The sequence below is a fragment of the Mesorhizobium sp. M0088 genome (genome assembly GCF_040322895.1).
Classification (GTDB): domain Bacteria; phylum Pseudomonadota; class Alphaproteobacteria; order Rhizobiales; family Rhizobiaceae; genus Mesorhizobium.
The window spans coordinates 1-13430 of the sequence record NZ_JAMYUI010000013.1 but is presented as its reverse complement, the minus strand read 5'-3'; the positions used below and the strand labels follow the sequence as shown (position 1 = coordinate 13430).

The following is a 13430-nucleotide window of genomic DNA, read 5'->3' as shown; positions in this document are numbered from 1 at the left end:
CGGCATCACAAGACCGGCAAATGTGCACCCGATTTGTTGACTAAAAGCCCGCGCCTGCTATGTGTCGCGCACCCTTTTCAAGGGCTCTCCCAAGCCCCCAAACCCCCACTTCTGGAGGAACCATGACGTCGCGTGAACAACATGACCGGATGGCCAATGCGATCCGCTTTCTCTCCATGGACGCCGTCGAGAAGGCAAATTCCGGCCATCCAGGCCTGCCAATGGGCTGCGCCGATATCGCCACGGTGCTGTTCACGCGCTTCCTGAAATATGATCCCAAGGCCCCGCACTGGGCCGACCGCGACCGTTTCATCCTGTCGGCCGGCCATGGCTCGATGCTGCTCTATTCGCTGCTGCATCTGACCGGCTACGAAGACATGACCCTCGACCAGATCAAGCACTTCCGTCAGTTGGGCTCGAAGACCGCCGGCCATCCCGAATACGGCCATGCCGCTGGCATAGAGACGACGACGGGGCCGCTCGGCCAGGGTCTCGCCAATTCGGTCGGCTTCGCGCTCGGCGAGCGCATAATGAATGCCGCCTTCGGCAACGATCTCGTCGATCATTACACCTATGTGCTGGCCGGCGACGGCTGCCTGATGGAAGGTGTTTCCCAGGAAGCCATCGCGCTTGCCGGCCATCTCAAGCTCAACAAGCTGATCGTCTTCTGGGACAACAACGACATCTCGATCGACGGTCCGGTCTCGCTGTCCGACAACACCGATCAGGTGGCCCGCTTCCAGGCCTCCGGCTGGAATGCCAGCCACATCGACGGCACCGATCCGGAAGCCATCGCCTATGCCATCGAAGCCGCCCGCCATTCCGACAAGCCGACCATGATCGCCTGCAAGACGACCATCGGCTTCGGCGCGCCGACCAAGGCCGGCACCAACAAGGCGCACGGCTCCCCCCTTGGCGCCGACGAGATCGCCGGCGCGCGCAAGTTCTTCAACTGGGATTCGCCGCCCTTCGAGATTCCGGCCGACATCCTCGACGCCTGGCGCACCGCCGGCAAGGCCGGCGTCAAGGCGCGTGCAGACTGGGAAGGCCGCCTGGCCAAGGCCGATGCCAAGCTGAAGGCTGAGTTCGAGCGCCGCATCAGCGGCAAGCTGCCGTCCAATTTCGACGCGGTCATTGCCGATTACAAGAAGAAGCTGTCGGCCGACAAGCCGAAGGTCGCCACCCGCAAATCGTCCGAGATGGCGCTGGAAGTCATCAACGGCGCCTTGCCCGAGACCATCGGCGGCTCCGCCGACCTGACCGGCTCCAACAACACCAAGACCAGCCAGACCAAGAACATCACCTCGGACGACTATGGCCAGCGCTATGTCCACTACGGCATCCGCGAACATGGCATGGCGGCCGCCATCAATGGCTTGACGCTGCATGGCGGCCTCATCGCCTATGGCGGCACCTTCCTGTGCTTCTCCGACTATGCCCGGCCGTCGATGCGTCTGGCTTCGCTGATGGGCATCCGCTCGATCTTCGTCATGACCCATGATTCCATCGGTCTGGGCGAAGACGGCCCGACCCACCAGCCGGTCGAGCATCTGGCCGCATTGCGCGCCATTCCCAACCACAATGTCTTCCGCCCGGCCGACGCCGTCGAAACCGCCGAATGCTGGCAGATCGCCCTTGAGTCGGAAAAGACGCCGTCGACGCTGGCGCTGACACGCCAGAACCTGCCGACGGTACGCAACGAATTCGTTGCCAGGAACCTGAGCAGCCAGGGTGCCTATGAGCTGGCTGCCGCCAGCAGTGAAGCGGCGGTGACGATCTTCGCCACCGGCTCCGAGGTCGAGATCGCGCTCGGCGCCCGCGACCTGCTGGAAAAGCACGGCCATCCCACCCGCGTCGTCTCGGTGCCCTGCTTCGAACTGTTCGACCAGCAGAGCGACGACTACCGCAAGAAAACGATCGGCAACGCGCCGATCAAGATGGCGATCGAGGCCGGCATACGCCAGGGTTGGGATCATCTGATCGGCTCCGACGGCATCTTCGTCGGCATGACAGGCTTCGGCGCCTCGGGCACGATCGAGCAACTCTATCCGCATTTCGGCATTACCGCCGAAGCCGCGGCCAAGGCGGCGGAAGCCCGCCTGCATACCAAGTAGGTTCAAGGTTCGGCGAAATCGCGAAGGCGGACTCGCCGGGCTGGCCTAACTTAATCGATTTAAATCCACGTCGCTGCGGCTGGATTCTTTCTGCTTCCGCCGCTATGAAACTGCGGACCCCTCGTCCGCCCTCCAACTCCCAGGGAGAGAATTATGACCGTCAGAGTTGCCATCAACGGATTTGGCCGCATCGGCCGCAACATCCTGCGCGCCATCCATGAATCCGGCCGCAAGGACATCGACGTCGTCGCCGTCAACGACCTCGGCCCGGTCGAGACCAATGCGCACCTGTTGCGCTATGACAGCGTGCACGGCCGCTTCCCGCATGAAGTTTCGGTTTCCGGCGATCAGATCACCGTCGGCAAGGAAACGTTCAAGGTCACCGCGATCAAGGATCCGACGCAGCTACCGTGGAAGGAACTCGGCATCGACATCGCGCTCGAATGCACCGGCATCTTCACCGCCCGTGACAAGGCAGCGGCACACCTGACCGCCGGCGCCAAGCGCGTCATCGTTTCGGCCCCTGCCGAAGGCGCCGACCTCACCGTCGTCTACGGCATCAACCACGACCAGTTGACCAAGGATCATATCGTCATCTCGAATGCCTCCTGCACCACCAACTGCCTGGCGCCGCTGGCAGCCGTGCTGCATGAGACGGTCGGCATCGAAAAAGGCATGATGACGACGATCCATTCCTACACCGGCGACCAGCCGACGCTGGACACCATGCACAAGGATCTCTACCGCGCCCGCGCCGCTGCCCTGTCGCAGATCCCGACCTCGACGGGTGCCGCCAAGGCGATCGGGCTGGTGCTGCCCGACCTCAAGGGCAAGCTCGACGGCATCTCGATCCGCGTGCCGACCCCGAACGTCTCGGTCGTCGACTTCAAGTTCATCGCCAAGCGGTCGACCACGGTGCAGGAGATCAACGACGCGGTGATCGCCGCTTCCAACGGCAAGCTGAAGGGCATTCTCGGCGTCACCCATCATCCGAACGTGTCGATCGACTTCAACCACGATCCGCGCTCCTCGATCATGGCGCTCGACCAGACCAAGGTGATGGACGGCAACTTCGTGTCGGTGCTGTCCTGGTACGACAATGAATGGGGTTTCTCCAACCGCATGGGCGACACATCGGTCGCCTTCGGCAAGACCATCGCCTGATCACAAAGCTTTCTTTTCGAGACTTGGAACGCCCGGCTTTGCCCGGGCGTTTTTCATGAGCGCAGCTTGCGCCTTCCCAATTTGTGTCCTGCGCGCCAAAACATCCGAAAATCAGCGGCATAGGCCAAAAAGCCACCCTGCCGCCTTGCACTGGTCACGTCTTCGCCCCACTCTCTCGCAAAGCAGGAGACAGACGAATTTGAGGGGCTGATTTCAGGATGGAGCATGCGATCTATCTCGTCACGCTGGTCGGCACAGCGCTTGTCGTCGCCGCCGCGTTTTCGAGCCTGATCGCCTTCCGCTTCGGCGCCCCTCTTCTGCTCCTGTTTCTCTGCATTGGCCTCGCCACCGGCACCGACGGACTCGGCATCCAGTTCGACAACGCCCGCATCGCTTATTTTGCCGGCTCACTGGCGCTGGCCGTCATCCTGTTCGATTCCGGTTTCGGCACGCCGCTCAATGCCTTGCGGCAGGCTGCGGGCCCGGCCTTGTCGCTGGCGACCTTCGGCGTGCTTGTCACCACCGGCCTGTTCGGCGTCGCCGCCCATTATCTGCTCGATCTCACCTGGCTGGAATCCTTCCTGCTCGGGGCTGCCGTCGCCTCCACCGATGCGGCGGCCGTGTTCTTCCTGCTGCGCGCCGGCGAGATCAATCTGCGCGAACGCGTGCGCTCGACGCTCGAGGTGGAATCCGGCACCAACGACCCGATCGCCATCTTCCTGACCATCACGCTGGTAGAGATCATCGCCGCCCACGCCAACCCCGAAACCAATGTCCTGGTCACCAGCCTGTTCCTCGGCTTCCTCCTCAACATGGGCCTTGGCGCTGTCGTCGGCGTGCTCGGCGGCCTCGCCATCGTGCGCCTCGTCGACCGGCTCAATCTCGACCACGGCCTGCTGCCGATCTTCGTGCTGACCTTGTCGCTGATGGTGTTTGCAGCCGCCGGCGCCATTGGCGGCTCGGGCTTCCTGGCGGTCTATATCGCCGGCCTCATCTCGGGCAATTCCGATATCCGCGCCGTCACCATCCTCAAGCGCTTCCAGGACGGCATGTCATGGCTGGCACAGATCATTATGTTCCTCATCCTCGGCCTGTTCGCGACGCCGTCGCAGTTCCCGGCGATCATGGTGCCGGCGGTGCTGCTCGGCCTGTTCCTGATGTTCATCGCCCGTCCGATCGCGGTCTGGCTCTGCCTGATCCCGTTCCGTCTGCCGCGCCCCGAGGTCGCCTTCGTCTCCTGGGTCGGCCTGCGCGGCGCGGTGTCGATCCTGCTCGCCATCACCCCGCTGCTGGGCGGGCTGGAAAACGGCCGTGTCATCTTCAACACCGCCTTCATCATCGTACTCGTGTCGCTGGTCATCCAGGGCTGGACAGTCGGACCGCTGGCGCGCCGCCTCGGTCTGATCGTGCCGGCACGGCTCGGACCGCTGGACAAGGTCGAGCTGGAACTGCCGGGCTCGGCCCATCACGAGCTTCTTGCCTATCGCGTTGCACACGGCAGCCCGGTGGCGCGCGGCGAGCGCATCCCACGCTGGGCGCGACCCTCGCTGGTGTTGCGCGACGGCCGCTCGATGCGCTTCCAGGACATGGGCCGGCTCGCCGCCGGCGACCAGGTCTACATTTTCGTGCCGGACCGCTATCCGCGCCTGCTCGACAAGCTGTTCGCGAGCCGTGCAGTGGTCGATCCCGAGGATGCCGATTTCTTCGGTGCCTTCGCCGTCGACCCCGCGCGCTCCGCCGCTGAACTGGAAGCGGCCTATACGCCAGGCCTGACCGAAGCGGAGCAAAAGCTCACCGTTGGCGCGCTGGTCACGGCGCGGCTCGGCGGCCATGCCGAATACGCCGACCGCGTCCTGCTCGGCCCGATAGAACTGATCGTCCGCGACGTCGACGACAAGGGCAAGATCATAGGCCTCGGCCTCTCGTTCGAGCCGACCGCGCCGGTGGCGCGGGTGCCGGTCTTCCTCAGCGCCGGCGAAATCGGCGATCGTCTTTCCGCCTTCATCCGCAACTGGCGCAAGCCGACCGAGACGCAGGAGGCCGAGGCGCGGGCGGACGAAAAGCAGGCCCCGGAGCCAGCGCCGGAAAAGGCAGCAACCGAAAGCTGACAAACCCGCTATTGAGCGCTGCCATTCATCCGCCCCGCCGGTGCAAGATCGTGCCCACTTCAAAATTTCGGTTCGAGCGCGCCCTAAGCCTTGCATCGACACCGATGCGGGGTATGGTCCCCCGGTTTTTCGCGAAAGGAACCCCGCATGGCCGCCTTCAAGACACTCGACGATATCGGCAACATCAGCGGCAAGCGTGTGCTGGTGCGCGTCGACCTCAACGTGCCTGTCACTGAGGGCAAAGTCACCGACGCCACCCGCATCGAACGCATCGCGCCGACCATCGCCGAGCTGTCAGGCAAGGGTGCCAAGGTCATCCTGCTCGCCCATTTCGGCCGACCCAAGGATGGCCCCTCGCCCGAATTCTCGCTGGAACCGATCGCCAAGGCGACAGCCGACGTGCTCGGCCGCCCCGTCGGTTTCGCCTCGGATTGCGTCGGCGACACGGCCGGAAGCGCTGTCGCCGCCATGAACAAGGGCGACGTGCTGCTGCTCGAAAACACCCGCTTCTACAAGGCCGAGGAGAAGAACGATCCGGCCTTCACGGAAAAACTCGCCGCCAATGGCGATATCTTCGTCAACGACGCCTTCTCGGCCGCGCACCGCGCGCATTCTTCGACGGAGGGGCTGGCGCATCTGTTGCCGGCTTTTGCCGGCCGCACCATGCAAGCCGAGCTTGAGGCGCTGGAGAAGGGCCTGGGAAAACCGGTTCGTCCGGTCGTCGCCATTGTCGGCGGCGCCAAAGTCTCGACCAAGATCGATCTGTTGATGAACCTGGTGAAGAAGGTCGATGCCCTCGTCATCGGTGGCGGGATGGCCAACACCTTTCTTGCCGCGCGTGGCACCAATGTCGGCAAATCGCTGTGCGAGCATGATCTCGCCGCGACCGCCAAGCAGATCATGATCGAGGCGGCCGAGGCCGGCTGCGCCATCATCCTGCCGGTCGACGGCGTCGTCGCCAAGGAGTTCAAGGCGGGCGCGGAATGCGAGACCGTCGCCATATCGGACGTGCCGGCCGACGGCATGATCCTCGATGTCGGCGCCAAAACCGTGACGGCCATCGGCGAATGGATCGACCGCGCCGCGACACTGGTCTGGAACGGCCCGCTCGGCGCCTTCGAGATCGCGCCCTTCGATCATGCGACGGTAGCGGCTGCCAGGCACGCGGCGTCGCGCACCAAGGAAGGCAGGCTGGTCTCGGTCGCAGGCGGTGGCGATACGGTCGCGGCGCTCAACCATGCCGGCGTCGCCGACGACTTCACCTATGTCTCGACCGCCGGCGGCGCTTTCCTGGAATGGATGGAAGGCAAGCCGCTGCCCGGTGTCGATGTGCTGAAGCGCTGAGGCTCCGCGGCGATCAACACTCGGAGAGCAAACAAGGCTGCCCGAGGCTTTCAATCGATTCGAGCTTTCCGATGCCATTCCTTTGGCGGTAGACTTCCGTTAAGCGCGGAACAACCGTTTCAGGAGAAGCAACAATGAGCGAACGTCTCGAAGACATTGCCGCCGCGATCGTCGCCGATGGCAAGGGCCTGCTGGCCGCCGACGAAAGTTCAGGCACCATCAAGAAGCGCTTCGACGTCATTGGCGTCGAATCGACCGCCGACAGCCGCCGTGACTACCGCGAGATGATGTTCCGCACCAGGGAGGCGATGACCCGTTACATCTCCGGCGTCATCCTCTATGACGAGACGATCCGCCAGAAGGCCGCCGACGGCACGCCGCTGGTCGACATCATCAAGGCGGCCGGCGCCATCCCCGGCATCAAGGTCGACGCCGGCGCCAAGCCGCTGGCCGGGTTTCCCGGCGAGACCATCACCGAAGGCCTCGATGGCCTGCGCGAGCGCCTTGCCGATTACTACAAGCTCGGCGCCCGCTTCGCCAAATGGCGCGCGGTGATCGATATCGATGTCGCCAAAGGCGTGCCTTCGGGGACCTCGATCGGCTCCAATGCCCATGCGCTCGCCCGCTATGCCGCCCTTTGCCAGGAAGCCGGCATCGTGCCAATCGTCGAACCGGAGGTGCTGATGGACGGCGCACACGACATCGACACCTGCTACGAGATCAGCAAGGTGGTTTTGCTCAAGCTCTATAACGAACTCTACGCGGCACGCGTCGTGCTGGAAGGCACTGTCCTGAAACCGAACATGGTGCTGGCCGGCAGGAAGTCGGGCAAGGTGAGCAGCCCCGAAGAAGTCGCCGAAAAGACCATAAAACTGTTCCGCGAAACCGTTCCGGCAGCGGTGCCGGGCATTGCCTTCCTCTCCGGCGGCCAGGAGGACGAGGAGGCGACCGCCAACCTCAACGCCATCAACGCCATCGGGCCGCACCCGTGGAAGCTGACCTTTTCCTATGGCCGCGCACTGCAGGCCGCGCCACAGAAAGCCTGGAGCGGCAAGGCCTCGAACGTTGCCGCCGGTCAGGCCGCCTTCACCCATCGCGCCCACATGAACCATCTGGCAGCACTCGGAAAATGGAAGGCGAGCCTGGAACAGGCCGCCTGATCACAGTCCTTTCTTCCTCCTTTGAACCCGGGCCGATGCGCCCGGGTTTTTTTGTTTGTGACTTGCCGGGCTTGGGGCGGAGCCTCTCCGTCCTTATTTCCTCTCGGGCGATGTCGGGTTGTGCTCATCCCGAACGTCCTTGGAATGACACTTCAGGGAGAGGTTCATGCATCGCAACAAGATCGTTTCGCGCGAAGACTGGTTCCAGGCGCACAAGGCGCATCTGGCGCGCGAGAAGGAACTGACGCGGCTCCGCGAGCGGATAGCGGCTGAGCGACGTGAATTGCCCTGGCTGAAGATCCGGAAGGACTATGTCTTCGAAACCGGGCAAGGGCCGAAGAGACTGGCCGACCTGTTTGCCGGCAACAGCCAGCTGATCGTCTATCACTTCATGTTCGGGCCGGGCTGCGTCAGTCATTGCGAGGGCTGCTCATTCCTTGCAGATCATATCGACGGCGCCAATCAGCATCTGCGGCATCACGACGTGTCGCTGGTCATGGTTTCGCGCGCTCCACTGGCGGAACTTCTGCCTTACAAGCAGCGCATGGGCTGGAAGTTCGACTGGGTGTCGTCCTATGCCTCGGATTTCAACTTCGACATGCAGGTCTCCTTCACCGACAAGCAGATCGCCGCGGGCGACACCACCTACAATTTCGAGACCCGTCCACGAACATCGAAGGAGCTTCCCGGCACCAGCGTTTTCTACCGGGACGAGGCCGGCGACATCTTCCTCACCTTCATGTCGCGCGCCCGCGGCGGCGAGGCGCAGATCGGCGCCTACAACTATCTCGACATGACGCCGAAGGGCCGCAACGAGAACGGCCCCTATCACGGACTGATGGATTGGGTGCGGCTGCACGATGAATATCAGGGCAAGCAAGCGGGGCAGGCGAGTTGCTGCGATTGAAGAGCGTTCCCGTCGACCAAAACATGCGCTAAGGCTGCCGCTGATCGTTTAACGGTACTGCTATGCGCTTCCCGTCCCTACTCACCTGGCTCGCCTTCCCGGTCTATATCTGGCAAGGCCTCGGCGTGCGACGCCGCACCACGCGCATGCTGCCGGCGCAAGGGCCGGTCATGCACGAAATATCAGGCAAGGCGCCTGATATTTCGCTTCTGGTGCTGGGCGATTCGTCCGCCGCGTCGGTCGGCATAGGCAATTCGGAACATGGGCTTGCCGCGCAACTCGCCGTGCTGATTTCACAAAGCACAGGCCGCACCGTGCGCTGGCGGGCGGCCGGCTTTAATTCGGCAACGTCGGGCCAGATACGCGACCATGTCCTGCCCAATCTGTCGGCCGAACCGTGGACGCATATCGTGTTGGCCATCGGCACCAACGACACCAAGAATTTTCACTCCGTGCCGCGCTTCAAGAAGGAGTTCGGCGGCCTGCTCTACGGCCTGCGCGCCAAATGGCCGGAAGCACGCGTGGTGTGGTCGCCGGTGCTGGAGTTCACCCGGGCGCCGGCCATGCCGCCGCTGCTCGGAAAAATCCTCGAGATTCGCGCCACCGACATGAACCGGATGGGCGAACGCCTTTGCCTGGAGCGCGGCGCGGTGCCGGCGCCGCGCCTGCCGATCACCAATCCGGAAGCCGGTTTTGCCTCGGACGGCTTTCACGCCTCGGAAGCAGGCTACCGGGCCTGGGCCGAGCATCTGGTTGGCCCGGTGCTTGGCAATTGGGCACCGACGACAAGTGCCGTCCTACGTCAAATGCCCGAGCACGGCCGCCAGTGAAATCGCAGCCATGGCGAGCAGTGCCAGCTTCCAGAAATCACCGCGGCGCTTGAGGCCTGGCCAGCCAAGCGGCTTGATCAGTTGAATGACCATGAAACCGACGATGACAAGGGCGAGGAATTTCGTCATGCCGCCTTTGACCAGCAACGCGCCCGGCTGTCAAAGCACGTCGTTCGCTGCCTGAGAAAGAACGGACGCCGCGATTCTAGGTCGGAAAGCGGCGCCCGCCTGCGACTGGGCAACGATCTACTTCAGCGGCTTGAGGCGGGCCTCGATCGAAACGCGCTTCGGTTCGAGGAATGGCGGCAAGGCCAGGCTTTCCCCCAACGTTTCCAGCGGCTCGTCGGCGGTGAACCCCGGTCCATCGGTGGCGATCTCGAACAGGATGCCGTTCGGCTCGCGGAAATAGAGCGAGCGGAAGTAATAGCGCTCGACCTCGCCGCTCGACGGCAGGCGGAATTCGGCCAGCCGCGCCGTCCATTGATGCAGCGTTTCCTGGTCCGGCGCCCTGAAGGCAACATGGTGAACCGCACCGGCACCTTGCCGTGCCGGCGCCAGTCCCGGCTGCACCAGGACATGCAGCTCCGCCGCCGGCCCGCCCTCGCCCATCTCGAAGACGTGAACCTGGCCCTCCGGCGAGGCATAATCGCGCGCCTTGCGCATGTTCATCACCGTGGTCACCACCGCCTCGGTGTTGGTGATGTCGGGAACGCTGATGACGATCGGCCCGAGCCCGCGTATCTGGTGCTCGACCGGTACCGGGCTTTGCGCCCAGGGATGGCTGCCGCCCTTGCCGCCATCGCTGACCAGGCGCAGACGCTGGCCCTCGGGATCTTCGAAGTCCAGTGACGCATAACCGCCGATGTCGGCGATCTCTCCTGTTGCCAGGCCTTCGTCGGTCAAGTGTTGCTTCCACCAGGCAAGGCTCTCCCGGCTGCCGACCCTGAGGCTGGTCCGCACGATGCTGTGCGTGCCGCGCCGCTCGCGGCCGACCGGCCAGTCGAAGAAGGTAAGGTCGGTGCCCGGTGTCGCTTCGCCGTCGGCATAGAAAAGGTGGTAGGCCGAGGTGTCGTCCTGGTTTACGGTCTTCTTGACCAGCCGCAGACCCAGCACCTTGGTGTAGAAATGAAGATTGCCGGGCGCATTGGCGGTGATGGCGGTCAGATGGTGGATACCTGTCAGTTGCAAGCTCATGGTCGTCTCCCTGCTGTTGGGAAAGAATTTTCTCCCTTCATATCAGACCTGCGGTCACCTCGCTGAAGGCCGCGTATCCCGACAGTCCGTCGCCGGAAGCTGAACAGCGGCACCGAATACAACGCCGTCTCTATGAACAATCGGGAGTCGCAAACCTGCCTTGAGGCACCGGTCGATGCGGCGAGAAGCGATGCCTTGCCTGCGGCGCGCGCACTGTCCGGAACTATTGTTCGCCCCCTGCCATCCTCCTGACAGACTGCTGTCAGGAGGGGTATGCGATAGTGCCTCTACACAGAGAGAGGAGACTAGCCATGAACGGTTATACCATTCTGCGCGGCATGCAGCACTATGTCGGCAAGATCCGCACGATGCGCAACGAGATCCGCACCCAGCGGTTCATGAACTCGCTGCCGGCGGACATTCGCAAGGATATCGGCTGGCCGGATATGTATGCGGACCGTGGCCCTCGCGGCAATTGAAGTCAATTTTCGACCGGCGATTGGATGTGGGCGCGTCAACGCCCAGATAACAGGTCCGGTGCGTGAGGATGGGAGCGAGCTTATGCCCGAACAGAAGACGATCGGTTTCCTTTTCATCGAAGGTTTTGCCGACTGGGAGTATGGGCTGCTGGCGGCCTCGGCGGTCGAATGGTTCGGCGCCCGTGCCGTGTCGCTGACGCCTGATGGCAAGCAGGTGACTGGCATTAGTGGCTTTCGGCTGATCCCCGATCGCTCAACAGGCGCCAGCGAGAATGCCGATCTCGATGCCATTGCCGTCATTGGTTCCGACCAGTGGACGAGCAAGGCACAGCCTGATGTAGGCAACCTGCTTGCCGCCATTGCATCGCGCGGCGGTGTGGTCGGCGGCATCTGCGCCGGCACGCTGGCGCTGGCCCGCGCCGGCCTGTTCGAGAAGGCCAAGCATACCAGCAATGGCCGCGAGTGGATCAAGGGTCATGAAACCGGTTATGCCGGTGCCGAGAACTACCAGGATGTGCCGCATGCCGTAGCCGACGGCAAAATTGTTTCCGCGCCGGGCTCGGCGCCGGGCACCTTCGCGCTCGCCTTTCTGAAGACGCTCTACCCCGAAAGAGGCAGCGATCTCGCGCGGATGCGGACACTGTTTGCCAAGGAATATGCTGAAGGCTCCTGACAGTATGCTGTCAGGAGGGCCGTGCAATGGTGCCAGCTTCGGACACCGCGCATTGGCGTCAAAGGACGATCGATGAAGAGTTGGAACGACAGACTGAGCACACCAGGCATCAACGGCGTGAAGCCAACGCCGCGCACGATGGCCGATGTCGTCGAAGGCCAGCTTATGCTGGTGCCGACGGCGCGCCAGGTTGATGATTTCATCCGCTCGATTCCCGAAGGCGTCGAGATGGATGTGCGTGCGCTGCGGACAGCACTTGCCCTCGAGCATGGCGCCGAAGTGACATGCCCGGTCACCATAGGCTATCATTTGCGCACTGTTGCCGAAGCCGCCAACGAGGACCTCCAGCGCGGCATGACGCTGAGTGACGTGGCACCGTTCTGGCGCGTGCTCGATGCGAAAACGCCGACGACGAAGAAACTGTCCTTCGGAGCGGAGTTCGTCGCCGCGCAGCGCAAGCGCGAAGGGCTGAAACCATGAGGCATGCCGCCCAAAAGTGTTCTGCGGTTTTGGGATAACGGCATGCGCGAAAACACGATGCCGTGCCGTCCAAAAGTGGACATCAGTTTTGGGCGACATGCATAAAGACAACACCGAGGGACCATACGATGCGCCGCGCCGACAGGCTCTTCCAGATCGTGCAGCATCTGCGCGGTGGCCGACTGGTCACCGCCCAGAAGCTCGGCACGTGGCTCGAGGTTTCCGAGCGAACCATCTATCGCGACATTGCCGATCTGCAGTCGACCGGAGTGCCGATCGACGGCGAGGCCGGCGTTGGCTACATGATGAGGGAGGGGTTCGACCTTCCGCCGCTGATGTTCACGCGTGACGAAATCGTCGCGCTGGTCGCTGGCGCCCGCATGGTGCGTGCCTTTGGCGGTGCCGCCATGGCGCGCGCCGCCGACGAAGCGCTGGTCAAGATCGGCGCCGTCCTGCCCGATGCCGAAAAGGACCGCATCGCCCGCACCGAGATCCACACGCCGATGTGGGTGGTCAGCGACGCTGCCCGCGAGGCCATCGACCTGATCGAGCGCGCGGTCGAAAAGCGCCAGGTGCTGACCATCGACTATTCCGACGAGGCCGGCCGCGGCACCGCCCGCGATATCCGCCCGCTCGGCCTGTGGTTCTGGGGAAAGGTGTGGACGCTGGTCGCCTGGTGCGAGATGCGCGACGATTTCCGCGCCTTCCGCATCGATCGCATCGCCTCGGTGGTCATCGCCGGCCGCATCTTCAAGCCGGAGCGTGGCAAGCAGCTTGCCGACTTCTACCGGGCGGTGGAGCGCAGCGAGGATTATGGCATGGCGCCGGATCGCGCGGCGCGCAGCTGAAACCTGACGCAGCTACAAAAAAAGCCCGCTCGAAGCGGGCTTTCCAGACTGCTGACAAACCCCTGGCATTTGCTGGGGGTTTTTGATTCACTGGGTCATGTTGAAGCGACCCGCCCCTGAACAGACCGC

At 63.4% G+C, this 13430-nt stretch carries 13 protein-coding genes; 11 read left to right on the top strand and 2 right to left on the bottom strand.

From position 1 onward, the window contains the following. Positions 1–122 precede the first annotated feature (122 nt). The 7 genes from tkt (at position 123) to NKJ67_RS16720 (ending at position 9627) form a co-directional block, all read left to right on the top strand. On the top strand, positions 123–2114 hold the full coding sequence (tkt, locus tag NKJ67_RS16750; protein WP_352581987.1) for a transketolase: 1992 nt from the start codon (positions 123–125) through the stop codon (positions 2112–2114). 153 nt (positions 2115–2267) lie between these two features. After that, the gene (gene gap / locus NKJ67_RS16745) at positions 2268–3278 is read left to right on the top strand and encodes a type I glyceraldehyde-3-phosphate dehydrogenase (RefSeq protein ID WP_023810967.1); all 1011 of its coding nucleotides are present in this window, start codon (positions 2268–2270) and stop codon (positions 3276–3278) included. A 218-nt stretch (positions 3279–3496) separates the two neighbouring features. After that, positions 3497–5386 carry a potassium/proton antiporter gene (locus NKJ67_RS16740; RefSeq protein ID WP_127271761.1) on the top strand — a complete coding sequence of 630 codons (1890 nt, stop codon included), beginning with the start codon at positions 3497–3499 and terminating at the stop codon, positions 5384–5386. A 147-nt stretch (positions 5387–5533) separates the two neighbouring features. Next, positions 5534–6730: a phosphoglycerate kinase gene (locus NKJ67_RS16735; RefSeq protein WP_352581986.1), complete on the top strand. Its 1197-nt coding sequence runs from the start codon at positions 5534–5536 to the stop codon at positions 6728–6730. A 134-nt stretch (positions 6731–6864) separates the two neighbouring features. Further along, entirely contained in the window at positions 6865–7890 is a 1026-nt protein-coding gene (locus NKJ67_RS16730; RefSeq protein WP_127330958.1) for a class I fructose-bisphosphate aldolase, read from the top strand. Between the two features lie 166 nt (positions 7891–8056). Further along, positions 8057–8797, top strand: a complete 741-nt coding sequence (locus tag NKJ67_RS16725) for a DUF899 domain-containing protein (RefSeq protein WP_352581985.1) — start codon at positions 8057–8059, stop codon at positions 8795–8797. Between the two features lie 62 nt (positions 8798–8859). Then, positions 8860–9627: an SGNH/GDSL hydrolase family protein gene (locus NKJ67_RS16720; RefSeq protein WP_256747400.1), complete on the top strand. Its 768-nt coding sequence runs from the start codon at positions 8860–8862 to the stop codon at positions 9625–9627. Here NKJ67_RS16720 and NKJ67_RS16715 read toward each other — a convergent pair. Both NKJ67_RS16715 and NKJ67_RS16710 read right to left on the bottom strand, forming a co-directional pair. Continuing rightward, entirely contained in the window at positions 9595–9756 is a 162-nt protein-coding gene (locus tag NKJ67_RS16715) for a hypothetical protein (protein WP_023810961.1), read from the bottom strand. The genes NKJ67_RS16720 and NKJ67_RS16715 overlap by 33 nt on opposite strands. A 117-nt stretch (positions 9757–9873) precedes the next feature. Further along, entirely contained in the window at positions 9874–10821 is a 948-nt protein-coding gene (locus NKJ67_RS16710; RefSeq protein ID WP_352581984.1) for a ring-cleaving dioxygenase, read from the bottom strand. 311 nt (positions 10822–11132) lie between these two features. Here NKJ67_RS16710 and NKJ67_RS16705 point away from each other — a divergent pair, with 311 nt between their 5' ends. The 4 genes from NKJ67_RS16705 to NKJ67_RS16690 all read left to right on the top strand — a co-directional run bounded on the left by NKJ67_RS16705 (position 11133) and on the right by NKJ67_RS16690 (position 13301). After that, on the top strand, positions 11133–11300 hold the full coding sequence (locus tag NKJ67_RS16705; protein WP_013529241.1) for a hypothetical protein: 168 nt from the start codon (positions 11133–11135) through the stop codon (positions 11298–11300). An 82-nt stretch (positions 11301–11382) separates the two neighbouring features. Then, positions 11383–11973 (top strand): DJ-1/PfpI family protein, encoded by a 591-nt coding sequence (locus NKJ67_RS16700; protein ID WP_352581983.1) that lies wholly within the window; start codon positions 11383–11385, stop codon positions 11971–11973. A 72-nt stretch (positions 11974–12045) separates the two neighbouring features. Next, on the top strand, positions 12046–12453 hold the full coding sequence (locus tag NKJ67_RS16695; RefSeq protein WP_352581982.1) for a hypothetical protein: 408 nt from the start codon (positions 12046–12048) through the stop codon (positions 12451–12453). A gap of 128 nt (positions 12454–12581) precedes the next feature. After that, a complete protein-coding gene (locus tag NKJ67_RS16690) occupies positions 12582–13301 on the top strand; it encodes a helix-turn-helix transcriptional regulator (protein ID WP_013529238.1) in 720 nt (239 codons plus the stop codon). Positions 13302–13430: the final 129 nt, after the last annotated feature.